Below are 23,776 nucleotides of genomic sequence, written 5' to 3'. Positions count from 1 at the left end.
CAAGTCGCTGAAGTTGTTTCAGCGAAGCCTTCGATTATGCACTGTTTTTTCAAACCGCGTCAACTTTCGAAGACTTTTTTCACCACTCACAACCAGCACTCCTGAGAGCACCGGTCGCTTCGAACACCAGAGGTATTCAGCAGCGAAGCCTGCCAGTGTATGTCATTTTGGGTGCCGAAGCCAACACGAGATGAAAAGAATCTTGCAGTGAGACCGCTCCACAGCTTGCCGCGTCGCTTGATCTCACTGCGCTCCCCAGGCGCGACTCCATTCGCCCCCTTATATATAGAGGCGTACGCCCCCCCAACTAGGGCGCCATCGAGCAACTCCCGCAGCACCCCCATGACAGCAGATACATTCACCAACCTGCATCGGCTCAGCCACCAATGAAAAAGGCCCGTCGGACATACGTCCGACGGGCCTTTGAACCAACTCAACTACAGCCGGCCGCTCAGCGCCCGGTTCAGCCTCGTTTAGTAATAGCGCGAGCTGTTCATGCGGCGCATCGCTTCGTACAGCGTGGGCATGCGCACTTCTTGCGAACGACGGTTCATGCGAGCCAGTGCGTCGACCTTGGCGACGGCTTCGACCGACACGACGTCGTCCGACTGCTGGCGCCACACCGCGGCCTGCAGCTCTTGCATGATGCGCGGATCGCTCTGGGCGGTCGCCAGGAAGCGGGCGTCTGCACGCGCTTGCGCCCGGCGCTCAGCAGCTTCGCGCCACAGGGTGGCCAGGCTGCTCTTGCGGACCGAGCCGACGAAGAGCGCGAACAAGGCGATGGCGGCAACGCAGAACACGGTCCATGCGGCGAGCAGCGCGCCTTCGTCCCAGTTGGAGACGATCTTGTCGGCGACCACGAGCACGGCGGCCGCGAGGGCCAGCACGAACAGTGCGATCAGCGGACGGGCGCCATGGGCGCTGGCACGGGCGGCCTGGATCTGGCCGAAGAGAACTTCGGCGCGACGGACGCCGGGATGTTCGGTGGGTTGGTCAACGTGGACAAAGCTGGTCATGATGCATCCCTCCTGGGGATAAGTGGTAATCAGTGGTGGCGAACAAGGCCGATGCCCTGATATTAGGGATTACCCCAGTGTTCCGCCACTTTATCTTTCTGATGTTTATCATTCATATCACTGATGGATGTCAATTTCCGCACATTCGATCTCAACCTGCTGCGCGTCTTCGATGAGGTGATGGCAGAGCGCAACCTCACGCGCGCCGCCCGCAACCTTGCGATCACCCAGCCGGCCGTGAGTAACTCGCTGCGCCGCTTGCGTGAACTGCTGGGCGACGAGCTGGTGCGGCGTTCCGGTGCGGGCGTGGAACCCACGCCGCGCGCGCAAGCCCTCTGGCCGACGGTGCGCGACGCCTTGCGCCAGCTGCAGCACACACTGGCGCCCGGCGAGTTCGATGCCGGCACCGCCGACACGACCTTCCTGCTGGCCATGGCCGACGCCACGGCCGCCGAGCTCATGCCGGGCCTGGTGAAGATTGCGGAAGAAGAAGCCCCGGCCATCTCGCTGCGCGTGCTGCCGCTGACCACGCGCGACCCGCGCCGCATGCTGGAGCACGAAGAAGTCGACATGGCGATCGGCTACTTTCCCGCCGTGATCGCGAGCCTGGCGGCGCGCGGCCAGTCGGGGGTGGGGGTGCCGTTCGAGACCCAGCGGCTCTACCTGGGCCAGTATGTCTGTGTGATGCGACGCGGCCATCCGCTGGCCAGCGCACCGCTGACACTCGACAGCTACTGCACAGCGCGGCACCTGCTGGTGAGTTTTTCGGGGCGGCCGTACGGCTTCATCGACCAGACGCTGGGCGCCATGGGGCGCGAGCGGCGGATCGCGGTGACGGTGAACCAGTTCTTCACCGCCGGGCGCGTGGTCGCGAATTCGGACCTGCTGGCGGTGTTGCCGCGTCACTTCGTGAGCGTGACGGGCATCGAGAATCAGCTGGTGGTGCGGGACCTGCCTTTCGACCAGCCGCCGGTGCACGTGGATGCCATCTGGCACCGGCGCGCCCAGCATGGGCATTCGCACGAGTGGCTGCGCACAGCGCTGTTGCGCTCGGCGGCCGCGGCGTTTGCGGGATCGGTCCACGGGCAGGCGTGACCTGCCCTTGGATCCCGGGTGCGCCGCACGGGGCGGCGCGCGTCAGCGAATTACCTGACGACGCTGAGCCAGGCGGAAGCCGCCGCACGCAGCTCCTGCGCGTGGTGCGCACCGCGACCGGCACGGCTGTCGGCGCTTTCCATCAGCGCGGCAGCGTGGCTGGCGGGGGTCTGGCTCGGCGACGAACGGAAGAAACGGGCCACTTGGGCAAGAAGACTGAACATGACGGTGCGCGGCTTGTGGCTGCGACGGGGTTGATTAACGATGGAAGTAGATTAAGGGTAATCCCTAGCAAAGCAAGCCCCAAGTTATGCATCTCACGCATAGTGCGATTCACCTAGACTGACCCGACGATGAAGCTGCAACTGCTGTCCGACCTGCACCTGGAATCCCACCCCAACTTTCATGCCGACCCCATTCCGGGCGCCGACCTGCTGGTGCTCGGGGGCGACATCGGCTCGTACCAGGAAGGCTCCCGCCTGACGGACACCGATTTCGGCCTGGGCCGCTTCTCGCCGCGCAAGGGCTGGCCGACGCCGGTGGTCTACGTGCCGGGCAACCACGAGTACGACAACCTCGATTTCGACGCGACGCATGCGCGCCTGCGGGCGCTGTGCGACGAGCTCGGCATCCTCTGGCTGGAGCGCGAGACGCTGGTCATCGAAGGCATCCGCTTCATCGGCACCACGCTGTGGGCCGATTTCGACGCGCTGGTCGAGCCCCGCGACGGCCTCGCCGAGGCGCTCAAGAAGCGCGGCAAGGCGATGCGTGCGGCCGACTTCTACCTCGAGAAAATGGCCGGCACGCGCAACGGCAAGCCCTTCATGGCGGCCGAAATGAGAGAGCAAGCGCTCACCTGTCAGGCCTGGTTGCGAGACGCGCTGGCCCAGCCCTACGACGGCACGACGGTGGCCATCACCCATTTCGCGCCCAGCCTCGCGAGCGCCGATCCGCGCTACGGGCTCACGCCCGGCACCGCGGGTTTCTGCAATTCGCTCGACGAGCTGCTGCCGCACGCGCAGCTGTGGCTGCACGGCCATCTGCATTGCCCGTTCGACTATGTGAAGGACGGCTGCCGCGTGGTCGCCAATCCGCTGGGCTACCGCAGCAACGGCGAGCAAGAGGGCTATCAGCCCCAACTGCTGATCGAGATCCGCTGACCAGTCGCTTCGCCGCTCAGGCGGTGCGCCCCTTGGCCACGAGCCGGATGCCCGGCATGAGTTCGGCCGCGAGTTCGGGCCGCTCCAGCGCGTAGTCGAGGTTCATGCGCGCGATCTCGACGTGCTCCTCGCCGAGCGCCTGGGCGCGCGAGCCCTGGCCGCGCTCGATGGCCTGCACCATCGCGTGGTGCGTGCGGTGCGCCTGGCGCATCCACTGCTGGCCCTCCTCCATCGACGACTGCATGGGCAGCATCGCGCTGGGCGCGGCGAAGGGCTGGCCGCCGAGCATGTCCATCACGCGCTTGAGCGCAAGGTTGCCGCAGCCTTCGAGGATCAGCCGGTGGAAGCGGTCGTTCATCTGGACGTACGCCGCGTAGTCGTCGATCTCCATGCTGGGCTTGTTGACGGCGCGGTCGCCGTCTTCCAGGCAGTCCTTCAGATCGCGCAGCAACTGGCGCGACACACCGTCTTCCGCCAGCAGGCGGGCGGCAAAGCCTTCGATCACGCCACGCACACGGATGGCATCGGCCACTTCCTGCGAGGTGAAGCGGCGCATCTGGTAGCCGCCGCTGGGCGACTGCTCGATGAGCCCTTCGTGCTCGAGGCTGGCCAGCGCCAGGCGCACCGGCGTGCGCGAGGCCCCGAGCTTCTCGGCCAGCGGGATCTCGGCCAGCCGCTCTCCAGGCACGAATTCGCCCTTGAGGATCAGGTCGCGCAGTTGCACGAGCACGCGGGATTGTTGGGAGTCCATCGGGAGGCGCCAGGGCAACAAGGGGAGGGATGAATGGGCGGATTCTAGGAGACCCGCCCGCCACTGCACGCAGCATAGCCAAACGGGCGCGGTTGTTGCATGCACTGCAAACAGAAGTGTGTCAAAAACACACAACCACCTCAGAGTTAACCCTATATATGGCCGCTCCAAGCCCCAAAACAGGGCGAATCGGCTGATGAAAGTTTGACCTTTGTCAAAAATCACCAAGACAATGCATACAACTGCATGCAATGCCTGCAGGCCTTCTGACAAAGACCTCTCGATGGAGCCCGCACGATGATCAGCGCCGAGCAAAACGATTTCATCACCCGCGTCGGACCCGGCGCACCCGCCGGCAAGCTGCTGCGCCGCTACTGGCAGCCGGTGGCCCTGGCCGACGAACTGGCGGGCCCGCGCCCGGTCAAGCCCGTGAAGCTCATGGGCCAGGACTTCGTGCTGTTCCGCGACGAGAGCGGCCAGCTCGGCATGCTCGACCGCGACTGCCCGCACCGCGGCGCCGATCTGGCCTTCGGCCGGCTGGAAAACGGCGGCATCCGCTGCGCCTTCCACGGCTGGCTGTTCGACGCCAAGGGCAACTGCCTGGAGACCCCGGCCGAGCCCGCCACCAGCAAGCTGTGCAGCCGCATCAAGCAGTCGGCCTACCCGGTGGTCGAGAAGGCCGGCATCGTCTTCGCGTACATCGGCGAGGGCGAGCCCCCGGCCTTCCCCGACTTCGATTGCTTCGTCGCGCCCGACAGCCACACCTTCGCGTTCAAGGGCCTCTTCGAATGCAACTGGCTGCAGGCGCTCGAAGTGGGCATCGACCCCGCGCACGCCTCGTACCTGCACCGCTTCTTCGAAGACGAAGACACGTCGGAAAGCTACGGCAAGCAGTTCCGCGGCGCCTCGGCCGACTCCGACATGCCCATCACCAAGGTGCTGCGCGAGTACGACCGGCCCGACATCAGCGTGGAGCCCACCGACTACGGCTTCCGCCTCAAGGCGCTGCGCAAGCTGTCGGAAGACACCACCCACGTGCGCGTGACCAACGTGGTGTTCCCGCAGGCCTTCGTGATCCCGATGAGCGCCGAGATGACCATCTCGCAGTGGCACGTGCCCGTGGACGACACGCACTGCTACTGGTATGCCGTGTTCACCAGCTTCACCGGCCCGGTCGACAAGCAGCAGATGCGCGACCAGCGCCTGAAGCTGTACAAGCTGCCCGACTACACCTCGCGCAAGAACAAGCGCAACAACTACGGCTTCAGCATCGAAGAACAGCTGACCGAGACCTACACCGGCATGGGCGACGACATCAACGTGCACGACCAGTGGGCGGTGGAGTCGCAAGGCGCCATCCAGGACCGCACGCGCGAGCACCTGGGCAGCACCGACAAGGGCATCATTGCCTACCGCCGCGTGCTGGTGAAGGCCATCGAGGCCACGCTCGCGGGCGAAACCGCGCCGATGCTCATCGACGCCGCGCAGGCCAGCGCCATGACCGGCCCGCCGTCGATCGACGGCATCGGCAAAGTGGTCGACGAGGCCGCCACCGAGGCCTACTGGCAGGACGCCGACCGCGCGCGCCGCCTGAAGTCCGACTGGGCCTCCGCACGCCTGGCCGCCACGGCCTGAGCACGCGCCATGAACAGCCACACCTTCGTCGACCGCTTCGGTCTCTGGTCGGCCGACCAGCATGCGCAGGCGCGCGAACTCGTGCGCCGCATCGACAGCGGCGAGGTGGACACCGTCCGCTTCGCCTGGCCCGACCAGCACGGCCTGCTGCGCGGCAAGACCCTGGTCGCGGGCGAAGCGCGCTCGGCCCTGTGGGAGGGCGTGAACCTCACTTCCACCCTGCTGGCCAAGGACACCTCGCACAAGACCGTGTTCCCCGTGTTCACGCAGGGCGGCGGCTTCGCCATCGAGGGCCTGCAGGGCGGCGCCGACTTCACCATCGTGGCCGACCCCGCCACCTTCAAGGTGCTGCCCTGGGCGCCGCGCACCGGCTGGATCCTGTGCGACGCCTACATGGCCGACGGCCGGCCCTGCCCCTTCGCCACGCGGCAGATCCTGCAGCGCGCGGTGGCCCAGCTCGACGAACTCGGGCTGGACTTCATCGCCGGCCTCGAGGTCGAGTTCCACGTCTTCAAGCTCGAAGACGCGCGCATGGGCCTGCCCGACTCGGGCCAGCCCGGCGAACCGCCGCGCGTGTCGCTGCTCTCGCACGGCCACCAGTACCTGACCGAGCTGCGCTACGACCGCGTCGACGGCCTCATGGAACTGCTGCGCTCGCAGCTCGTGGCGCTCGGCCTGCCGCTGCGCTCGCTGGAGATCGAGTTCGGCCCGAGCCAGTTCGAGCTCACCTTCGGCCCCACGGCCGGCGTGACGCCCGCCGACACCATGGTGCTGCTGCGCAGCGCGATCAAGCAGATCTGCCAGCGCGCCGGCCTGCACGCCACCTTCATGTGCCGCCCGAAGATCCCGAACGTGATGTCCAGCGGCTGGCACCTGCACCAGTCGCTGCGCCGCAAGAGCGACGGTGTGAACGCCTTCATGCCCGAGCCCGGCGGGCGCGACCTCAGCGAGATCGGCATGCACTACCTCGGCGGCCTGAAGGCGCACGCCTGCGGTGCGGCCGCGCTCGCCAGCCCGACGATCAACGGCTACCGCCGCTACCGCCCCTTCTCGCTCGCGCCCGACCGCGCGATCTGGGCCCGCGACAACCGCGGCGCGATGCTTCGCGTGCTCGGCGGCCCGGGCCAGAACGCCTCGCGCATCGAGAACCGCGTGGGCGAGCCCACGGCCAACCCGTACCTGTACCTCGCGTCGCAGCTGTTCTCGGGGCTGGACGGCATCCACAACAAGACCGACCCCGGCCCCTCGGCCGACGCGCCCTACGAAACACCGGCCGAACAACTGCCGCGATCGCTCGGCGACGCCCTCGCCTGCCTGCGCAAAGACGAGATGCTCAACACGCAGATGGGCAAGACCTTCGTCGACTACCTGTGCCACATCAAGGAAGCGGAAATCGCCCGCTTCAACCTCGAAGTCTCGGAGTGGGAACACCGCGAGTACTTCGACATGTTCTGAACCCTTCTTTCATGCCCACGATCCACTACATCCTCAAGGACGGCAGCACGCGCGAGGTCGACGCCAAGGTCGGCGCCAGCGTGATGGAGACCGCCATCCGCGGCAACGTGCGCGGCATCGACGCCGAGTGCGGCGGCTGCTGCTCGTGCGCGACCTGCCACGTCTACGTCGACGACGCGTTCCTCGAACTGCTGCCGCCGCCTGACGACATGGAAAGCGCGCTGCTCGATGCCGTCGCGTCCGAGCGCCGGCCCGGTTCGCGCCTGAGTTGCCAGCTCAGCGTGAGCGCCGCCCTCGATGGCCTCACGGTGCGTGTGCCCGATACACAGGTCTGACCAACGTGTCGGGCATCATCGCCCGCTGCCCAACATCCGGTTACAAGCCAGCGGCGCCCGTGCGGCGCATTCCACTCCCACTGAAAGGCGTTTTTTCATGACGACGACGATGACCAAGCGAACCCTCCTCTCGACCCTGCTGCTCGCCGGCCTCGGCATGGCGGGTGCCGCTCAAGCCCAGACCACGGAGCCGCTGCGCATCGGCCTCATCGCGACCTACTCCGGCCCCTACGCCGACTACGGCCGCCAGTTCGACGCCGGCATCGCGCTCTATCTGAAGGAGCACGGCGGCAAGGTGGGCGGGCGCGCCGTCGAAATCATCAAGAAGGACACCGCCGGCCCGGCGCCCGACGCCGCCAAGCGCATCGCGCAGGAACTCATCGTGCGCGACAAGGTGAGCATCCTCACCGGCCTGGACTTCAGCCCCAACGCCTACGCCGTGGGCGCCATCGCCACGCAGGCCAAGATCCCCACGCTGGTGATGAACGCCGCCTCCTCGGCCATCACCACCAGCTCGCCCTACGTGGCGCGCCTGTCGTTCACCGTGCAGCAGGTCACCGACCCGATGGCGCGCTACATGCTCAAGCAGGGCGTGAAGGACGCCTACACCGTGGTCGCCGACTACGCCTCGGGCGTGGACGCCGAGACCGCGTTCAAGAAGGCCTTCACCGCCGGCGGCGGCAAGGTCTCGGGCGAGGTGCGCACGCCGATGAACAACCCCGACTTCTCGGCCTACGTGCAGCGCATCAAGGACGCCAAGCCCCAGGCCGTGTTCTTCTTCTTCCCCTCGGGCGTGATGCCGCCGGCCTTCCTCAAGGTGTGGAAGGAGCGCGGCATGGAGCAAGCCGGCATCAAGCTCTTCGCCACCGGCGAAGCCACCGACGACAGCTACCTGGACGCCACCGGCGACGTGGCGCTGGGCCTGGTCACCAGCCACCACTACTCGTTCGCGCACAACTCGCCCAAGAACCAGAAGTTCGTGAAGGACTTCGCCGCCGACAACGGCGCCAAGCTGCGCCCCAGCTACTTCGCCGTGACCGCCTACGACACCATGGCCGCCATCGACCTGGCGCTGGCCAAGACCAAGGGCGACACCGCCGGCGACAAGTTCATGGACGCGCTCAAGGGCCTGAGCTTCGAGAGCCCGCGCGGCCCGATCGAGATCGACGCCGCCACGCGCGACATCGTGCAGACCGTCTACATCCGCAAGACCGAGCGCGCCAACGGCCAGCTGGTGAACGTGGAGTTCGACAAGTTCGAGCGCGTCAAGGACCCGGCCAAGGAAGCCGCTCCCAAGTAAGCCAACGCCAGCCAGCACGCAGCAAGCAGGAAATTCATGGGCATCGTGATCTTCGATGGAGTGGCCTACGGCATGCTCCTGTTTCTCATCGGCGTGGGCCTGTCCATCACGATGGGACTCATGAATTTCGTCAACCTCGCGCACGGCAGTTTCGCGATGGTGGGCGGCTACGCGGCCAGCGTGCTCATGAACCAGTGGGGCCTGGGCTTCGGGCTCTCGCTGGCGGCGGCCTTCGTGGCGGCGGCCGTGGTGGGCGCGGTGCTGGAGTTCGTGTTCTACCGGCGGCTGTACCGCGCGCACCCGCTGGACCAGGTGCTGCTGTCGATCGGCGTGGTGTTCGTCTCGATCGCCGCGTTCACCTACTTCTTCGGCCCGACGATGCAGCCCTTCACGCTGCCCAAGGCGCTCGAGGGCCAGGTGTCGTTGCTGGGCCTCGAAGTGGGCCGCTACCGCCTGTTCCTGATCGGCTGCGGCGTGGCCGTGCTGGTCGCGCTGCTGCTGGGTTTGGGCAAGACGCGCTACGGCGCGATGGTGCGCGCCGCGGTCGACAACCAGCGCGTGGCGGGCGGCACGGGCATCCACGTGCAGCGCCTGTTCTTCCTGACCTTCTCGCTGGGCTGCGGCCTGGCGGGCCTGGGCGGCGCGCTGAGCCTGGGCATGCTGGGGCTGGAGCCGTCGTTCCCGCTCAAGTACCTCGTCTACTTCCTGATGGTGGTGTGCGTGGGCGGTGCGGGCACCGTCACCGGCCCCTTCATTGCAGCGCTGCTGGTCGGCATCGTCGACGTGGCGGGCAAGTACTACCTGCCTGAAACCGGCGCCTTTCTCATCTACGTGTTCATGATCGTCATGCTGCTGGTGCGCCCGAACGGCATCGTCGCCAAGAAGGGGCTCGCATGAAGCCGCTGAGCCTGTCCCCCGCGCAGCTGCGCGTGGCCGAAATCGCCTTCTGGCTCGCGCTCGCGTCGAGCTTCTTCCTCTTGCCCGACAAGCTCACGCTGATGAGCCAGATCATGATCTTCGGGCTCTTCGCCGTGTCGCTGGACATGGCGCTGGGCTACGCGGGCATCCTCACCGTGGGCCACGCAGCCTTCTTCGGCGCGGGCGCCTATGCGGCCGGCCTGCTCGCCAAGTACGGCTGGAGCGAGCCCTTCACCGGCCTGGCGTTCGCGCTCGCCGTGTGCGGCCTGCTGGGCTATGTGCTGAGCTACCTCGTGGTGCGCGGCGCCGACCTCACGCGGCTGATGATCACCATCGGCGTGTGCGTGCTGCTGTTCGAGCTGGCCAACCGGCTCTCGGGCATCACGGGCGGCACCGACGGCCTGCAGGGCGTGGTGATCGCGCCGGTGCTGGGCCTGTTCGACTTCGACCTCTACGGCAAGACCGCGTTCGGCTATGCCTTCGGCGTGGTGCTCGCGATGTTCCTGCTGGTGCGGCTGGTGCTGCGCTCGCCCTTCGGACTGGCGCTGCGCGGCATCCACGACAGCCGCAAGCGCATGACGGCCATCGGCTCGCCGGTGGAAGCGCGCCTGCGCATGGCCTACGCGATGTCGGCCGCCGTGGCCGGCGTGGCGGGCGCGCTGCTGGCGCAGACCACGCAGTTCGTGGGCATCGAGTCGATCAGCTTCAACCGCTCGGCCGAAGTGCTGATCATCCTCGTGCTCGGCGGCACCGGGCGGCTGTATGGCGGCCTCATCGGCGCCATCGTCTACATGCTGGTGCACGACTGGTTCGCCGACATGAACCCGCAGTACTGGATGTTCTGGCTCGGCATCTTCCTGATCGCGGCCGTCATGCTCGGGCGCGGCGGGATCATGGGCGCGCTCTCGCGCGTGGTGCGCACGGGGAAGGCGCGATGAGTTCCACCACCGCAACCACCACGCACGCGCTGCGCACGCAGAACCTGGGCATCCGCTTCGGCGCCTTCCAGGCCGTGAGCGACGTCAACCTGTCGCTCGAACCCGGTGCGCGGCAGGCGCTGATCGGCCCCAACGGCGCCGGCAAGACCACGCTCATCAACCTGCTCACGGGCGTGTTCAAGCCCACCAGCGGCCAGATCCACCTGGGCCCGCGCGACATCACGCGCCTGCCCGGCGACAAGCGCGCCCGCATGGGGCTGGCGCGCACCTTCCAGATCAACACGCTGTTCCCCAGCCTCACGCCGCTGCTGTCGGTGGTGCTCGCGATCAGCGAGCGCGAAGGGCTGGGCGCCACCTGGTGGCGGCCGCTCAAGGGCTGCACCGCCGTGTTCGACGAGGCGCATGCGCTGCTGGCCACGCTGAAGCTCGACGCCCTGGCCGACGTGCCCGTGGCCGAGCTGGCCTACGGCAAGCAGCGGCTGCTCGAGATCGCGCTGGCGCTCGCCGCCAAGCCCCGCATCCTGCTGCTCGACGAGCCCGCCGCCGGCGTGCCGGAGGACGAGAGCGGCGAACTCTTCGAAGCCATCGCGGCGCTGCCGGCCGACATCAGCGTGCTCTTCATCGAGCACGACATGAAGCTCGTGTTCCGCTTTGCGCGCCGCATCTCGGTGCTGGTGGGCGGGCGCATCCTCACCGAAGGCACGCCCGCCGAGATCGGCGCCGACCCGCGCGTGCGCGAGGTCTACCTGGGAAGCTCGCACCACCATGGCTGAATCCGCCGCACTCGCCTTCGACCGCGTCACCGCCGGCTACGGCAACGCCGTGGTCCTCGACCGCCTCGACTTCTCGCTGCGGCCCGGCGAAAGCCTGGCCATCCTCGGGCGCAACGGCGTGGGCAAGACCACGCTGCTCGAAACGCTGATGGGCAACACCCGCGTGATGCAGGGCGCGATCCGCTGGCAAGGCGCCGACATCACGCGCTGGCCCGCGCACCAGCGCGTGCGCGCGGGGCTGGGCTGGGTGCCGCAGGAGCGCGAAGTGTTCCCCTCGCTCACGGTGGAAGAAAACCTCACGGTGATCGCCCGCCCCGGCAGCTGGACCTTGCAGCGCGTGTACGAGTTCTTTCCGCGCCTGCGCGAGCGGCGCGGCAACTACGGCAACCAGCTCTCGGGCGGCGAGCAGCAGATGCTGGCCATCGGCCGCGCGCTCATGACCAACCCGAAGCTGCTGCTGCTCGACGAGCCCATGGAAGGCCTCGCGCCGATCATCGTGGAAGAGCTGGCGGCAGCGATCCGGCGCCTGTGCGAATCGGAAGGCCTGGCCTCGATCGTGGTGGAGCAGCACCCGGTGCTGGCCCTGGACATGACGCACCAGGCGATCGTGCTGGAGCGCGGCACCGTCGTGCATGCGGGCCCGAGTGCGGCGCTCGCGGCCGACAAGGAACTGCTCGAAGGCTTGCTGGGCGTCGGCATCGCCGAGGCGCCGGCCGGCTGAACCGTCAGGCCAGCAGGCCGATCCGCCGGGCACCGACAAAGAAACGCCACGACGCCAGTCCGCCGGCGATCAGGCTCACGCCCCACGACAGCCACACGCAGGTGTACAGGATGAAGGCCAGGCCGACGTCCACCACGGGCGCCAGGAAGGTCGTGTCCTTGCCGAACAGCACGTGGGTGCCCAGGCCCCACCACACGAAGTACGGCAGCACGGCCAGGCACAGGCCGTAGACGAGGCTGGCCACCAGCGGGCCCAGGTACTCGCGCAGCACGGCCCAGCGCACGAGGAAGAACAGGGCCAGGTCCAGCAGCACCAGGGCCAGCAGGCCGAGGCCCAGGATGAGTTCGAGGGTCATGGCCGCACTGTAAGCACGCCGGCCCGCGACAGGGCCGTGCGCGCGCCGGCGTACCGGCAGGCGCTACCGTGCGCCGCAGCGCGCGGTACGCCTCGACCGCATCAGCTCAGCATCTGCCCGCGGCTGCCGATCACGGCCACGTCCACGAACTGGCCGCCTTCGCGGTTGGAGCGGCCGTAGTTGATCTTCACGCCGCCCAGGTCGAAGTTCTCGATGCTCGCCATGCCGCCGAGCACGGCGGCGCGCGTCGGCGAGGGGCCGGCGCGGCGCAGGCCCTCGGCCAGCACGGCGGCGTTCATGTAGCCCTCCAGGCTGGTGAGCGAGAACTCCTTGGTGCCGTTGGCCACCATGTCGGCCTGGTAGCGGCGCACGATTTCGAACTTGGTCGAGTACGGCGACGGCACCACGATCACGAAGCCCAGGCCGCGCGCCAGGTCGCCCATGGCCGACAGCGCGCTGGCCGTGATCGACAGCCCGTAGGCCGAGCTGCTGTTGCCCGCGCCGCGCAGCGCCTTCAAAAACACCGGCGCCGTGCCGGCCAGGCCGACCACCACCACTTGCGGCTTGGCCTTGGCGATGGCTTCGGCGGCCGGGCCCACTTCCATGCTCGTGGTGTTGGGCGTGGTGGCGATCACCGCCGGCTCCAGCTTGGCCTTGGCCAGCGCGTTCTTGAACGCCGCCAGCACCGACTGGCCCAGCGGGTCGTTCGAATGCACGAGGCCGATGCGGGTCTGGCCCAGCACGGCGGCCGTGCTCACCAGCTTGTCGACCTCCTGGTCGTAGTTGGCGCGCACCCAGAAAGTGTTGGGCGAGGTCTTCTTGCGCAGCGCGATGGTGCCGGTGATCGGGCCGACCACGGCCATGCCGGGCACCGCGTCCATCACCTCGGCGGTCTGGCGCGTGCCCAGCGGGTGCACCAGCGCGAGCACCGAGCCGTCTTTTTCGAAGGCCAGCGCGTTGGCCTTGGCCACCTCGGGCTTGAAGGTGTCGTCGGCCATCACGAGCTCGACCTTGCTGCCGTGGATGCCGCCGGCCTTGTTCAGCGCGTTGAAGAACGCGGTGGAGCCCTGGTACAGGCCCTGGCCATTGGCCTTTTCGACGCTGCTGTTGTCGAAGGTCGTCCCGATGCGGATCGCACGGTTCTGCGCGAACGCCGGAAATCCCAGCCCGACGCCGGCCGCGGCGGCCGTCGTGGCGGCCAGCCCGGAAAGGGCGCGGCGGCGGCTGGTGGAAAGCGGCGCGGTCGACTCGCGCGGCACGGGGACGGTCATGATCAAAGCCTCCAATAGTCGGTGACAAAAGTTCACATTTCAAACAGAAATGTAACGCACCTCACTGGATCGGTCATGACAAACCCTAGAGCAGCTCCTCGCCCACGATGGGTAAAAGCAACCAGTTCTTGAAGCGCAGCCAGAGGAATTCCCCCGGTTCGTCCTCGTGCACGATGTCGCCGCCGGCGTCGTCGTATTCGAGCCACTGCACGCGCCGCCCGCCCGGCGCGAGCCGGAGCCGGTAGCCCAGGTTGACGCGCTCGCCGTTCATGAGCTTGTCGTAGTCCTGCACCAGCCGCGGGCTGTCGATCACCAGCCCCATCTCGGTGTTGACGGCGGCCGAGCGGTGGTCGAGGTTCATCGAACCGACGAAGAAGCGCTCGTCGTCCACGATGGCCAGCTTGGCGTGCAGCCGGCTGATCGACTTGCCGAAGTCGCCGAAGCGCCCCGAACGCCCGGTGAGCGTGGGCGCAATCTCGTAGATGGTGACGCCGATCTTCAGCATGTCGGCGCGGTAGCGCTCGTAGCCCGCGTAGGCCAGCGGTTCGTCGGTGGCGCCCAGCGAATTGGTGACCACCGTGATGCGCCCGCCGCGCTCGATGGTCGCCTTCATCATCGCCATGCCGCGTGCACCCGGAATGAAGTACGGCGAGCCGATCTTCACCTCGTGCTTCGCCGCCTGGATCACGCCGAGCGCGCCCTCGGTCACGCTGCCGCCGTAGGCCGCCTCGGCCTTGCGCGTGATCTTGTCGGGGTCGTCCACGAACAGCGTGGCCGGGGCCCAGTAGCGGTCGATGCGGCCGGTGGTGAGTTGCTCGCCGAGCGGCGACTTGTTCAGGATGTCGCGCTGGCGCATGGGCACGTCGGGCACGGCCGCGCGCGCCAGGGTGTCGAAGCGCCGCTGGGCTTCTTCCATCGGCACGCGCCGCGGTGCGATGCGTTCGATGGGCCAGGCGTGCTCGCTGTTCCAGTAGCGGTCGAAGCCCTCGGACATGCGGCGCACGATCGGCCCGCTGGACAGCACGTCCATGTCGATGAAGTTCGCCGCCGTGCTGCGCATGAAGTACTCGTTGGCGATGTTGCGCCCGCCCGAGACCGCAAAGCTGTTGTCGGCCACCAGCAGCTTGTTGTGCATGCGGTGGTTGATGCGCCCGAAGTCGCCCAGCGAGAACAGCAGCCGCGCGGCCAGCGAGCCGGCGCGCGAAGGCAGCGGGTTGAACAGCCGCACCTCGATGTTCGGGAAGGCCGAGAGGCTGCTGAACACCTCGTCCTCGCCCGCCGTGTACAGGTCGTCCACCAGCAGCCGCACGCGCACGCCGCGCGCGGCGGCCTCGCGCAGCTCCTTGAGGAACAGCAGGCCGACGTCGTCGTTGCTGATCAGGTAGTACTGCACGTCGAGCGACTTCTGCGCATGCCGCGCCAGCGAGATGCGCGCATCGAACGCGAACGCCGCCTCGGGCAGCAGCCGGAAGCCCGACAGCCCCGCCGCCCCGCCCTGCGGCGCGTCCTGGGCGGCCAGCCGGCCCAGATCGGTGTCGGCCACGTCGGTGATCGCGTTCGTGAGCACCGGGTGCGGCTGCGGCGGCGGCAGGCTGGCGCAGCCCGCGAGCCAGGCGAGGGCCAGCCCGCTCGACACCAGGGCGACGAAGCGACGAAGGCGGAACAGGGCGGCGGCCATGGGTCGCACTGTAGCGCCGCAGAGCCCGGCCGGGGCGGCATGCCGCCCTATGATCAACGGCACACACGGCAGCCAACGAAAAGAAGGAAAAAACGCGTGCTCAATGGGTTGTGGCTGGGGTTCTTCGGGATGGCGGCGCTCGCAGCGCTGGGACGGTGGCTCGTCGGCGGCGACCCGACCGTGTTCGCGGCGCTGGTCGAAAGCCTGTTCGCGATGGCGCGGCTGGCCGTCGAGGTGATGGTGCTGCTGTTCGGCACGCTCACGCTGTGGCTGGGCTTCCTGCGCATCGCCGAAACCGCCGGCCTCGTCGGCTGGCTCGCGCGCCTGCTCGGGCCGCTGTTCCGGCGGCTGATGCCGGGCGTGCCGGCCGGGCACCCGGCGCTGGGGCTCATCACGATGAACTTCGCGGCCAACGCGCTGGGGCTGGACAACGCCGCCACGCCCATCGGCCTGAAGGCCATGCGCGAACTGCAGCGCCTGAACCCCGACCCCGTGACGGCCACCAACGCGCAGATCCTGTTCCTGGTGCTCAACGCCTCGTCACTGACCTTGCTTCCCGTCACCATCTTCATGTACCGGGCGCAGCAGGGCGCGAGCGACCCGACGCTGGTGTTCCTGCCGATCCTGCTGGCCACGAGCGCCTCGACGCTGGTGGGCCTGCTGTCGGTGGCGGTGGTGCAGCGCCTGCGGCTGTGGGACCCGGTGGTGCTGGCCTACCTGGTGCCGGGCGCGCTGCTGCTGGGCGGCTTCATGGCGCTCCTGGGCACGCTGTCGGCGGCGGCCATCGCCTCGCTGTCGTCGCTGCTGGGCAACCTCACGCTGTTCGGCGTGATCATCGTGTTCCTGGCGGCCGGCGCAATCCGGCGCGTCAAGGTCTACGAGGCTTTTGTCGAAGGTGCGAAGGAAGGCTTCGACATCGCGAAGCACCTGCTGCCCTACCTCGTCGCGATGCTGTGCGCGGTGGGCGTGCTGCGCGCCTCGGGCGCGCTCGACTTCGCGCTCGACGGCCTGCGCTGGCTGGTGCAGGCGGGCGGCTGGGACGCGCGCTTCGTCGACGCCATGCCCACGGCGCTCGTCAAGCCCTTCTCGGGCAGCGCGGCCCGCGCGATGCTCATCGAGACCATGAAGACCCAGGGCGTCGACAGCTTTCCCGCGCTGGTGGCCGCCACCATCCAGGGCAGCACCGAGACCACGTTCTACGTGCTGGCGGTGTACTTCGGCGCGGTGGGCATCCAGCGCGCCCGGCACACCGTGGCCTGTGCCTTGCTGGCGGAGCTGGCGGGGGTGGTGGCTGCGATTGCTGTCTGCTACTGGTTCTTCGGCTGAGCCCGCTTACTTGCGGGGTTCGACCACAGGAAACATCAGGTCGAAGTTGTCGAGCATCCCGAACAGCTCGCCCAGCTTCGCCCGGTTGCCGTCGATCTTCACGAGCCCCGACTGCATCGCTTCCGGAAAGGTCGTCTGCTTCAGCGTGATCGCATCGAGCGTCGCCCGGCTCAATGTGACCGTGGCATCCGCGCCGGCCGCCTGCTGGTTCTTCACGTGCGTGAGCGCCGAGTTCTCCAGCGTCAGCACGAACTTCTGGTTCGAATCGGTGAAGTTCCAGTTGACCACCATCGTCTTGCCCTCGGCCTTGGCCGCGTCGAGCCGCACGCCGAGGAAGTCGAAGAAGAGCTCGTTGCTCACCGCCTTCAGCGTGTCGCCGTTCGCGCTGCTGCCGCCCGGGATCTTCGGCACGCCGTTGCGCAGTTCCATTGCGCCCACCAGGTAGGCGCTGCGCCAGGTGCCGGCCTCCGACTGGTAGCCCAGCTGTTCGAGCGCGTCGGCGCCGAGTTCGCGCGCCGCGCGGTTGGCCGGGTCGGCGTACACCACCTGGCTCATCGCGCTGGCCACCCAGCGGTACTCGCCCTTCTTGAAGTCTTCGCGCGCGCGCGCCACCACCGCGTCGGCGCCGCCCATGTACTCGACCGTCTTCTTCGCCTGCGCCACCGGCGGCAGCGGGTTCAGGTTGGCCGGATTGGCGTCGTACCAGCCCAGGTACTTCTGGTAGACCGCCTTCGCGTTGTGGCGCAGCGTGCCGTAGTAGCCGCGCGTGGACCACTCCTGCTCCAGGCTCGCGGGCATGCGCAGCGTCTCGGCGATCTCGGACGCCGTGTAGCCGTGGTTCAGCAGGCGCAGCGACTGGTCGTTGATGAACTTGTACATGTCGCGCTGCTTCTTCAGCAGGTCGACGATGCGTTCGCGCCCCGTGGTGGGCCAGTGGTGCTGCGCGATGAGCACGTCGGCCTTGTCGCCGAAGGCCACGCGCGCCTCGTCGATGTATTTGGCCCACAGGTTGCCGTCGCGCACCTCGGCGCCGCGGATCGTGTACAGGTTGTGCATGTTGTGCGTCACGTCCTCGGCCATGTTGAGCACGCGAAACTGCGGCAGGTACATGAGCATCTCGGACGGCGCCTCCGAGCCCGGCACCAGCTGGAACACGATCTGCACGCCGTCGATGGTGCGCTCCTCGGTGGTCTTGTCGATGGTCGAGGTGGGCGCGATCAGCGTCACGCTGCCGCGCGCCAGCGCCTTGCCCAGGCCCGTGTCGACCTGCCCGCGCGCGCCAGGCGGCAGCAGCGTGCCGAACTGATACTGCGAGCGCCGGTTCATCGCGTTGCCCGCCAGGATGTTCTCGGCCACCGCCGACTCCATGAAACCCGAGGGCGCGATCACCTGCACCTTGCCCGCGGCCACGTCGGCCTCGTTGACCACGCCCTTCACGCCGCCGAAGTGGTCGGCGTGGCCGTGCGTGTAGATCACCGTGCCGACCGGCTTCTTCGGGCGGTGCTGGTAGTACAGCTCGAGCGCGGCACGTGCCGTCTCGGCGGCGAGCAGCGGGTCGATCACGATCAGCGAGGTGTCGCCTTCGACGATGGTGACGTTCGCCAGGTCGAAGCCGCGCACCTGGTAGACGCGGTCGGTCACCTTGAACAGCCCGTGAATCGCATTGAGCTGCGCCTGCCGCCACAGGCTCGGGTTGACCGTGTCGGCCGCCTCGTTCGCCTTCAGGAAGTCGTAGGGCTTCATGTTCCAGACCGGGCGGGGGCCGCTGCCGCTCACCAGCGCGTCAGGCACGGTGCCGATGAAGCCGCGCATCGCGTCCTCGAAGTCCTGCTTGTTGGCGAAGGGCAGCGCCTTCGCCATGTCGGCGTTGGCCTTCAGCGTGACGGGCTCGGCCGCCTTGGGCGCGACCACCGGCTGCGCGGTGGCGGTGAAGGCACAGGCCCAGGCGACAAGGGCCAGGGAGAAGCGGGCAGGCGCGAAAGAAGCGGCAGAAGCAATGCGGGTCATCGATGTCTCTGAGTTGGGGTCTGTCGGACGACGGGGGCACGGAAGGCAGCGGCCGATTTTCGGAAGCGCCCAACCCCTTGGCAAATGCAAAATGCGCGCTTGCTTTTGAACTGAAACGCAAAATGCAGCTGCGCCACCTCCAGCACCTGATCGCCCTCGCCGAGCAAGGCAGCTTCGGGCGTGCCGCGCAGGCCGTGCACCTGTCGCAGCCCGCGCTCTCGCGCAGCATCGACGCGCTGGAGCAGGCGCTGAAGGCGCGCCTGGTCGACCGCGCCTACGGCACCGTGCGCTTCACGCAGGCCGGCGAGCTGGTGCTGGCGCGGGCCCGCGAGCTGGTCGCCGACGCGCGGCAGATCCAGCGCGAGGTGCAGCAGCTCGAAGGCCTCACGCTCGGCAGCCTCAACGTCGGCCTGGGTCCGTTCGCGGCCGGGCTGCTGGGGCGCGCGGCGCTCTCGCTCATGACGCAGCGCCACCCGCAACTGCTGATGCGCATGGAGGTGGCCGACACCCCCACCCTCAGCGAGCGCCTGCACCGGCGCCAGATCGACCTGTTCATCGCCGACACCCGCGACCTGAAGAAGCAGCCCGGCCTGAAGCTGGCGCGGCTGCCCAACGTGCCGGTGTCCTTCTTCGTGCGGCCCCGGCATCCGCTGCTCAGGCAGCCGGCACCGGTCACGCTCGAGCAGCTCATGGACTACCCGGTGGCCGGCCCCAACCTGCCGGCCGAGGTGGCCGCGCATTTCGACCGGCAGATCCGCCGCACCGACCGCGGCGTGTTCAACGTGACCTGCGACGACGCCGACACGCTGCGGCACCTCGCGCTCACGGCCCACGCGGTGATCCTCGCGCCCCACGCGCCCGGCCTCGCGCCCGAGACCGCCGCGCTCGCGCCGCTGCCGGTGGCGGGCCTGTCGCGCATGCGCACCCACTACAGCCTGGTGACGCTGGCGGGCCGCACGCCCTCGGCCGCCGCCACGGTCTATACCCGGCTGGTGACCGAGTTGCTCGGGCCGGTTCAGCAGCCCGCCAGAGCCTGAGCCAAAATGGCCCCTCCTTTGCCGCTCACCGCCTTGCCGTCCGTTCTCCCGTGACCACCTCCCGCCGGGCCCAGCCCCCCTCCTTCTCGCCCGGCGAATTCCGCAAGGCACTCGGCATGTTCGCCACCGGCGTGACCATCGTCACCGCACGCGCGGCCGACGGCAGCCTGGTCGGCCTCACGGCCAACTCGTTCAACTCGGTGTCGCTGGCGCCGCCGCTGGTGCTGTGGAGCCTGGCGCGCGCGGCGGCGTCGATGTCGGCGCTGCGCGCCGGCTCGCACTACGCGGTCAACATCCTGGCCGCCAACCAGAAGGCGCTGGCGGAGCGCTTCGCCACCAAGAACATCGACCGCTGGGCCGACGTGGCCTACACCGAAGGCCTGGGCGGCGCGCCGGTGCTGCAGGGTGCGGCGGCGAGCTTCGAGTGCTTCAACCGCAGCCGCTACGACGAAGGCGACCACGTGATCTTCGTGGGCGAGGTGGAGCGCTGCACGCACGACCCCGACGCCTCGCCGCTGCTGTTCCACGGCGGGCGCTTCTACACCGAGCATCCCTTGTGAAGTACCCCGCGCTGCTGGCCGTCCTGCTGCTCGCCGCGCGGGTCGCCACGGCGCAGGGCACCACTGAGCCATCGCCGCTGCGGCAGAACTGGTTCGACGACCCCTTCTTCCAGGTCGCCGCGGGCCTGCCGGCCTGCCCCATGCCGCAAGGCCCCTACTACACCGCCGAGGAACGCCGTGCGCAGACCCACTCGCGGCTGGAGCGCGGCACCAGCTGCTGGCTCGCCGGCCAATGCACCGACAGCAACGCCTACCGCTACGACAAGCCGCTCGCGCCCAAGGTGCGCGCCGCGCTGCTCGCGGTGCCGGGCGTGCGCCGCAGCAGCGTGTGGGTCACGGTGCAGCGCCGCTGGGTCTACCTGCAGGGCTGCGTGCCCGATGCGGCCCTGGCCCGCAGGCTCGAACGCGCGGCCCGCATCGTGGCCGACGTCGAGACCGTGGTGCCCGACCTGATGGTGGGCACGCGCGGCAAGCCGCCCTACCCGCTGGCCGGGCACTGAGCGGCGCCGCACGGCGCGGGCGCCGTCGCGCTACGATCATCGGATGAATTCGGCGGCTGTTCGCCGTCTTTGCCGCCACCGACTGACCGCGAATGATCCAGCGCAAGACCCACCTCGACTCCCTGGCCATCGGCCTGCTCATCGTCTGCTGCGCGTTCTGGGGCCTGCAGCAGATCCTCATCAAGACCACCGTGACCGAGGTGCCGCCGCTGTGGCAGGCCACGGTGCGCATGGTCGGCGCGGTCGTGCTCCTCTGGCTGTGGTGCGTGGTGCGGCGCGTGCCGCTGTTCGAGCGCGACGGCACGCTGTGGCCCGGGCTGCTGGCCGGCCTGCTGTTCGCGGGCGAGTTCGCCGGCATCTACCTGGGGCTGCAGCACACCAGCGCCTCGCGGCTCACGGTGTTCCTGTACACGGCCCCGTTCTGGGTCTCGCTGCTGCTGCCGCGCTGGGTGCCGGCCGAGCGGCTACGCGGCTTCCAGTGGCTGGGCCTGTTCATCGCCTTCGCGGGCGTGGTGCTGGCCTTCAGCGAGGGCTTCGGCCACATGAGCTCGTCGCAGCTCATCGGCGACGGCATGGCGCTGGCGGCCGGCATGCTCTGGGGCCTGACCACGCTCACGCTGCGCACCACGCGCCTGGCCACGGCCAGCGCCGAGAAAACGCTCTTCTACCAAGTGGCCGTGACCGCCGCCGTGTGCCCGGTGCTGTCGCTCGCGCTGGGCGAAACCTGGGGCTTCTCGTACTCCGCCTGGGCCTGGACCTCCATCGGCCTGCAGACGGTGGTGGGCGCCTTCGCCAGCTACCTCACCTGGATGTGGCTGCTGCGGCACTACCCGGCCACGCAGATGTCGTCCTTCACCTTTCTCACGCCGCTGTTCGCGCTGATCTTCGGCGTGGCGCTGCTGAAGGAGCCGCTCACGCTGCAGCTGGTGGTGGCGCTGATCGGCGTGGCGCTGGGCATCGTGCTGGTGAACCGGCGGCCTGCGGTACAACGCCCGGCATGAGCAAGAAACTCCACCGGTTCCAGCCCGTCCTCGACGAGATCGTCGCCACCCTGCGCCTGCAGCTCGGCCAGGGCGGCACCGTGGCCAGCTACATCCCGGCGCTGGCGCGCGTCGATGCGCGGCAGTTCGGCATCGCGCTGCGCACCTGCGACGGCGAAGAAGCCGGCGCGGGCGACTTCGAGACGCCCTTCTCCATTCAAAGCGTGTCCAAGCTCTTCACGCTCACGCTCGCCATGCAGCGCATGGGCGACGCGCTGTGGGAGCGCATCGGGCGCGAGCCCTCGGGCAACCCCTTCAACTCGCTGGTGCAGCTGGAGAACGAGCAGGGCAAGCCGCGCAACCCCTTCATCAATGCCGGCGCCATCGCGGTGGCCGACCGGCTCGTGAGCCAGGCCAAGGCCAAGGGCGGCAGCGCCAAGGCCGACATCCTCGCGCTCATGAGCAGCCTGTGCGGCGAGCGCATCGACTTCGACGGCGAGGTGGCGCAGTCGGAGGCCGACACGGGCTTTCGCAACGTCGCGCTGGCCAACTTCATGAAGAGCTTCGGCAAGATCGACAACGACGTGGCCGAGGTGCTCGACACCTACTTCCACCAGTGCGCGCTGCGCATGAGCTGCCGCCAGCTCGCGCGCGCCGCTGCCTTCCTGTGCCGCGACGGCGCGCACCCGATCGCCGGCGAGCCCGAGGTCACGGGCGAGCGGCAGACGCGCCGCATCAACTCGCTCATGCTCACCTGCGGCACCTACGACGCGGCCGGCGACGTGGCCTTTTCGATCGGCCTGCCCTGCAAGAGCGGCGTGGGCGGCGGCATCGTCGCGGTGGTGCCCGACCAGCTCACGCTGTGCGTGTGGTCGCCGGCGCTCGATGCCACCGGCAATTCGCTGCTGGGCATGAAGGCGCTGGAGCTGTTCGTGGCGCGCACGGGCCTGTCGGTGTTCTGACCCACGCTCAGACCGCGACGGCCACCGGCGCCGTCGGCAGGCAGCCCATGCCGTCGAGCGCGGCCTCCACCGCTTCTTCGAGCGGCGTGTGCGGCTCGCGGCCCAGAAAGGCCACCAGCTTCGCGTTGTCCATGCCCACGGGCGTGCGCCACAGGTAGCGCATCTCGCGCAGTTCGCGAAAGGTGACGACGAAGGGCGAGGCCAGCGCCAGCAACCACCACGGGAAGGCCGACACGCGCACCTGGGCGCCGGTGCGCCGGGCCACCACCTTGCGGATCGCGTCGCTCATGCGCGTGCCGTCGGCGTCCCAGTGGCCGGCCATGTGGAAGCGCGCGAAGGGCGCGAGCCGGTCGCGCCGCGCGAGCAGCTCGACCATGGTACGGGCCACGTCCGGCAGGTACGACCACTGGTGGCCCACACCGGGGTCGCCGGGGCGGCTGACGGCCCGGACGGGTTGGCCCGCCTTCACCAGCCCCTGCGAGAACCAGTTGTTGCCGGCCTTCGGGCCGAAGAAGTCGCCGGCGCGCACGATCAGCACGCGCGCGCCCTCGCGGCTGGCTTGTTCGAGGCGCCTTTCCATCTCGACACGGATCGCGCCCTTGGCGGTGAGCGGACGCTGCGGCGAGTCTTCGGTCAGCAGCGGGAAGGCATCGGGACCGAAGTTGTAGACCGTGCCGGGCAGCACGACGGTTGCGCCCTCGGCCTTCGCGGCGGCGAGGGTGCTGTCGAGCATCGGCAGCACCAGCTCCGACCAGCCGCGGTAGCCCGGCGGATTGACCGCATGCACGATGACCGCGCAGCCCTTCGCGGCCCGCCGCACGGCCTGCGCGTCCATCGCGTCACCGGCCAGCCAGGTGATGCCCTCGCGCTTTCCTTCGACCGCGCCGCGCTTCAGGGCGCGCACCTCCCAGCCCGCATCGCACAGCTGGCGGGCCACCTCGCCGCCGATGCCGCCCGTGGCGCCGAGCACCAGAACCGTGTTGTCGTTGCGTGCCATGAAATG

24 protein-coding genes are annotated in these 23,776 nt (G+C 68.7%); 16 read left to right on the top strand and 8 right to left on the bottom strand.

Annotated features, from left to right (window positions below):
• Positions 1-473: 473 nt before the first annotated feature.
• Complete coding sequence (locus AC07O4_RS10340) at positions 474-1,016, bottom strand: hypothetical protein (RefSeq protein ID WP_495304457.1); 543 nt, start codon at positions 1,014-1,016, stop codon at positions 474-476.
• Positions 1,017-1,139: 123 nt separating this feature from the next.
• Here AC07O4_RS10340 and AC07O4_RS10335 point away from each other — a divergent pair, with 123 nt between their 5' ends.
• Positions 1,140-2,111, top strand: a complete 972-nt coding sequence (locus tag AC07O4_RS10335) for a LysR family transcriptional regulator (protein WP_062470498.1) — start codon at positions 1,140-1,142, stop codon at positions 2,109-2,111.
• A gap of 50 nt (positions 2,112-2,161) precedes the next feature.
• Here AC07O4_RS10335 and AC07O4_RS10330 read toward each other — a convergent pair whose 3' ends face one another.
• Positions 2,162-2,335: a hypothetical protein gene (locus tag AC07O4_RS10330; RefSeq protein ID WP_167394953.1), complete on the bottom strand. Its 174-nt coding sequence runs from the start codon at positions 2,333-2,335 to the stop codon at positions 2,162-2,164.
• 129 nt (positions 2,336-2,464) lie between these two features.
• Here AC07O4_RS10330 and AC07O4_RS10325 point away from each other — a divergent pair, with 129 nt between their 5' ends.
• Positions 2,465-3,271: a metallophosphoesterase gene (locus AC07O4_RS10325; RefSeq protein ID WP_495304456.1), complete on the top strand. Its 807-nt coding sequence runs from the start codon at positions 2,465-2,467 to the stop codon at positions 3,269-3,271.
• A gap of 16 nt (positions 3,272-3,287) precedes the next feature.
• On the opposite strand, the gene AC07O4_RS10320 is transcribed toward AC07O4_RS10325, so the two are convergent.
• The gene (locus AC07O4_RS10320) at positions 3,288-4,022 is read right to left on the bottom strand and encodes a GntR family transcriptional regulator (RefSeq protein WP_495304455.1); all 735 of its coding nucleotides are present in this window, start codon (positions 4,020-4,022) and stop codon (positions 3,288-3,290) included.
• A gap of 297 nt (positions 4,023-4,319) precedes the next feature.
• Between AC07O4_RS10320 and AC07O4_RS10315 the strand changes: the two genes are divergently transcribed.
• The 8 genes from AC07O4_RS10315 (at position 4,320) to AC07O4_RS10280 (ending at position 12,097) form a co-directional block, all read left to right on the top strand.
• Complete coding sequence (locus AC07O4_RS10315; protein ID WP_495304454.1) at positions 4,320-5,657, top strand: aromatic ring-hydroxylating dioxygenase subunit alpha; 1,338 nt, start codon at positions 4,320-4,322, stop codon at positions 5,655-5,657.
• Positions 5,658-5,666: 9 nt separating this feature from the next.
• Entirely contained in the window at positions 5,667-7,112 is a 1,446-nt protein-coding gene (locus AC07O4_RS10310; protein WP_495304453.1) for a glutamine synthetase family protein, read from the top strand.
• An 11-nt stretch (positions 7,113-7,123) separates the two neighbouring features.
• Entirely contained in the window at positions 7,124-7,447 is a 324-nt protein-coding gene (locus tag AC07O4_RS10305) for a 2Fe-2S iron-sulfur cluster-binding protein (RefSeq protein ID WP_492738571.1), read from the top strand.
• A gap of 97 nt (positions 7,448-7,544) precedes the next feature.
• Positions 7,545-8,747, top strand: coding sequence for an ABC transporter substrate-binding protein (locus AC07O4_RS10300; protein ID WP_492742535.1), 1,203 nt, complete (start codon positions 7,545-7,547; stop codon positions 8,745-8,747).
• A gap of 36 nt (positions 8,748-8,783) precedes the next feature.
• Positions 8,784-9,644: a branched-chain amino acid ABC transporter permease gene (locus AC07O4_RS10295; RefSeq protein WP_062470478.1), complete on the top strand. Its 861-nt coding sequence runs from the start codon at positions 8,784-8,786 to the stop codon at positions 9,642-9,644.
• A complete protein-coding gene (locus AC07O4_RS10290; RefSeq protein ID WP_307696760.1) occupies positions 9,641-10,603 on the top strand; it encodes a branched-chain amino acid ABC transporter permease in 963 nt (320 codons plus the stop codon). The genes AC07O4_RS10295 and AC07O4_RS10290 overlap by 4 nt, the downstream gene beginning before the upstream one ends.
• Positions 10,600-11,376: an ABC transporter ATP-binding protein gene (locus AC07O4_RS10285; RefSeq protein WP_492742534.1), complete on the top strand. Its 777-nt coding sequence runs from the start codon at positions 10,600-10,602 to the stop codon at positions 11,374-11,376. Before AC07O4_RS10290 ends, AC07O4_RS10285 begins: the two co-directional genes overlap by 4 nt.
• The gene (locus AC07O4_RS10280) at positions 11,369-12,097 is read left to right on the top strand and encodes an ABC transporter ATP-binding protein (RefSeq protein ID WP_487850448.1); all 729 of its coding nucleotides are present in this window, start codon (positions 11,369-11,371) and stop codon (positions 12,095-12,097) included. Before AC07O4_RS10285 ends, AC07O4_RS10280 begins: the two co-directional genes overlap by 8 nt.
• A 4-nt stretch (positions 12,098-12,101) precedes the next feature.
• On the opposite strand, the gene AC07O4_RS10275 is transcribed toward AC07O4_RS10280, so the two are convergent.
• The 3 genes from AC07O4_RS10275 to AC07O4_RS10265 form a co-directional block, all read right to left on the bottom strand.
• On the bottom strand, positions 12,102-12,452 hold the full coding sequence (locus AC07O4_RS10275) for a hypothetical protein (RefSeq protein WP_492742533.1): 351 nt from the start codon (positions 12,450-12,452) through the stop codon (positions 12,102-12,104).
• A gap of 101 nt (positions 12,453-12,553) precedes the next feature.
• Positions 12,554-13,723, bottom strand: coding sequence for an ABC transporter substrate-binding protein (locus AC07O4_RS10270; protein ID WP_495304452.1), 1,170 nt, complete (start codon positions 13,721-13,723; stop codon positions 12,554-12,556).
• Positions 13,724-13,808: 85 nt separating this feature from the next.
• Complete coding sequence (locus AC07O4_RS10265) at positions 13,809-15,401, bottom strand: phospholipase D family protein (RefSeq protein ID WP_447739986.1); 1,593 nt, start codon at positions 15,399-15,401, stop codon at positions 13,809-13,811.
• 96 nt (positions 15,402-15,497) lie between these two features.
• Here AC07O4_RS10265 and AC07O4_RS10260 point away from each other — a divergent pair, with 96 nt between their 5' ends.
• Positions 15,498-16,727: a nucleoside recognition domain-containing protein gene (locus AC07O4_RS10260; RefSeq protein WP_062470462.1), complete on the top strand. Its 1,230-nt coding sequence runs from the start codon at positions 15,498-15,500 to the stop codon at positions 16,725-16,727.
• A 6-nt stretch (positions 16,728-16,733) separates the two neighbouring features.
• Here the strand turns inward: AC07O4_RS10260 and AC07O4_RS10255 are convergent, their stop codons facing one another.
• Positions 16,734-18,734, bottom strand: coding sequence for an alkyl/aryl-sulfatase (locus AC07O4_RS10255; RefSeq protein WP_495304451.1), 2,001 nt, complete (start codon positions 18,732-18,734; stop codon positions 16,734-16,736).
• A 122-nt stretch (positions 18,735-18,856) separates the two neighbouring features.
• Between AC07O4_RS10255 and AC07O4_RS10250 the strand changes: the two genes are divergently transcribed.
• From AC07O4_RS10250 to AC07O4_RS10230, 5 genes are all read left to right on the top strand, one after another.
• A complete protein-coding gene (locus tag AC07O4_RS10250) occupies positions 18,857-19,771 on the top strand; it encodes a LysR family transcriptional regulator (protein WP_139703541.1) in 915 nt (304 codons plus the stop codon).
• Between the two features lie 50 nt (positions 19,772-19,821).
• Positions 19,822-20,331, top strand: a complete 510-nt coding sequence (locus AC07O4_RS10245) for a flavin reductase family protein (RefSeq protein ID WP_369630837.1) — start codon at positions 19,822-19,824, stop codon at positions 20,329-20,331.
• Complete coding sequence (locus AC07O4_RS10240) at positions 20,328-20,831, top strand: BON domain-containing protein (RefSeq protein WP_495304450.1); 504 nt, start codon at positions 20,328-20,330, stop codon at positions 20,829-20,831. Before AC07O4_RS10245 ends, AC07O4_RS10240 begins: the two co-directional genes overlap by 4 nt.
• A 92-nt stretch (positions 20,832-20,923) precedes the next feature.
• On the top strand, positions 20,924-21,832 hold the full coding sequence (locus tag AC07O4_RS10235; RefSeq protein ID WP_495304449.1) for a DMT family transporter: 909 nt from the start codon (positions 20,924-20,926) through the stop codon (positions 21,830-21,832).
• On the top strand, positions 21,829-22,773 hold the full coding sequence (locus tag AC07O4_RS10230) for a glutaminase (protein ID WP_159274323.1): 945 nt from the start codon (positions 21,829-21,831) through the stop codon (positions 22,771-22,773). The genes AC07O4_RS10235 and AC07O4_RS10230 overlap by 4 nt, the downstream gene beginning before the upstream one ends.
• Positions 22,774-22,780: 7 nt before the next feature.
• Here AC07O4_RS10230 and AC07O4_RS10225 read toward each other — a convergent pair whose 3' ends face one another.
• Positions 22,781-23,770, bottom strand: coding sequence for an NAD-dependent epimerase/dehydratase family protein (locus AC07O4_RS10225; protein WP_495304448.1), 990 nt, complete (start codon positions 23,768-23,770; stop codon positions 22,781-22,783).
• Between the last annotated feature and the right edge of the window lie 6 nt (positions 23,771-23,776).

This window comes from Variovorax sp. GW821-FHT09D04, assembly GCF_059416405.1.
The sequence above is the reverse complement of the archived record's forward strand: the minus strand, read 5'-3'. Positions and strand labels throughout refer to the sequence as shown.

Coding starts and splice junctions, on each gene's coding strand:
- AC07O4_RS10305 (WP_492738571.1), top strand. CDS start 7,124: ATGCCCACGATCCACTACATCCTCAAGGACGGCAGCACGCGCGAGGTC.
- AC07O4_RS10330 (WP_167394953.1), bottom strand. CDS start 2,335: ATGTTCAGTCTTCTTGCCCAAGTGGCCCGTTTCTTCCGTTCGTCGCCG.
- AC07O4_RS10325 (WP_495304456.1), top strand. CDS start 2,465: ATGAAGCTGCAACTGCTGTCCGACCTGCACCTGGAATCCCACCCCAAC.
- AC07O4_RS10280 (WP_487850448.1), top strand. CDS start 11,369: ATGGCTGAATCCGCCGCACTCGCCTTCGACCGCGTCACCGCCGGCTAC.
- AC07O4_RS10295 (WP_062470478.1), top strand. CDS start 8,784: ATGGGCATCGTGATCTTCGATGGAGTGGCCTACGGCATGCTCCTGTTT.
- AC07O4_RS10285 (WP_492742534.1), top strand. CDS start 10,600: ATGAGTTCCACCACCGCAACCACCACGCACGCGCTGCGCACGCAGAAC.
- AC07O4_RS10225 (WP_495304448.1), bottom strand. CDS start 23,770: ATGGCACGCAACGACAACACGGTTCTGGTGCTCGGCGCCACGGGCGGC.
- AC07O4_RS10250 (WP_139703541.1), top strand. CDS start 18,857: ATGCAGCTGCGCCACCTCCAGCACCTGATCGCCCTCGCCGAGCAAGGC.
- AC07O4_RS10340 (WP_495304457.1), bottom strand. CDS start 1,016: ATGACCAGCTTTGTCCACGTTGACCAACCCACCGAACATCCCGGCGTC.
- AC07O4_RS10235 (WP_495304449.1), top strand. CDS start 20,924: ATGATCCAGCGCAAGACCCACCTCGACTCCCTGGCCATCGGCCTGCTC.
- AC07O4_RS10315 (WP_495304454.1), top strand. CDS start 4,320: ATGATCAGCGCCGAGCAAAACGATTTCATCACCCGCGTCGGACCCGGC.
- AC07O4_RS10230 (WP_159274323.1), top strand. CDS start 21,829: ATGAGCAAGAAACTCCACCGGTTCCAGCCCGTCCTCGACGAGATCGTC.
- AC07O4_RS10270 (WP_495304452.1), bottom strand. CDS start 13,723: ATGACCGTCCCCGTGCCGCGCGAGTCGACCGCGCCGCTTTCCACCAGC.
- AC07O4_RS10320 (WP_495304455.1), bottom strand. CDS start 4,022: ATGGACTCCCAACAATCCCGCGTGCTCGTGCAACTGCGCGACCTGATC.
- AC07O4_RS10275 (WP_492742533.1), bottom strand. CDS start 12,452: ATGACCCTCGAACTCATCCTGGGCCTCGGCCTGCTGGCCCTGGTGCTG.
- AC07O4_RS10290 (WP_307696760.1), top strand. CDS start 9,641: ATGAAGCCGCTGAGCCTGTCCCCCGCGCAGCTGCGCGTGGCCGAAATC.
- AC07O4_RS10335 (WP_062470498.1), top strand. CDS start 1,140: ATGGATGTCAATTTCCGCACATTCGATCTCAACCTGCTGCGCGTCTTC.
- AC07O4_RS10255 (WP_495304451.1), bottom strand. CDS start 18,734: ATGACCCGCATTGCTTCTGCCGCTTCTTTCGCGCCTGCCCGCTTCTCC.
- AC07O4_RS10265 (WP_447739986.1), bottom strand. CDS start 15,401: ATGGCCGCCGCCCTGTTCCGCCTTCGTCGCTTCGTCGCCCTGGTGTCG.
- AC07O4_RS10310 (WP_495304453.1), top strand. CDS start 5,667: ATGAACAGCCACACCTTCGTCGACCGCTTCGGTCTCTGGTCGGCCGAC.
- AC07O4_RS10300 (WP_492742535.1), top strand. CDS start 7,545: ATGACGACGACGATGACCAAGCGAACCCTCCTCTCGACCCTGCTGCTC.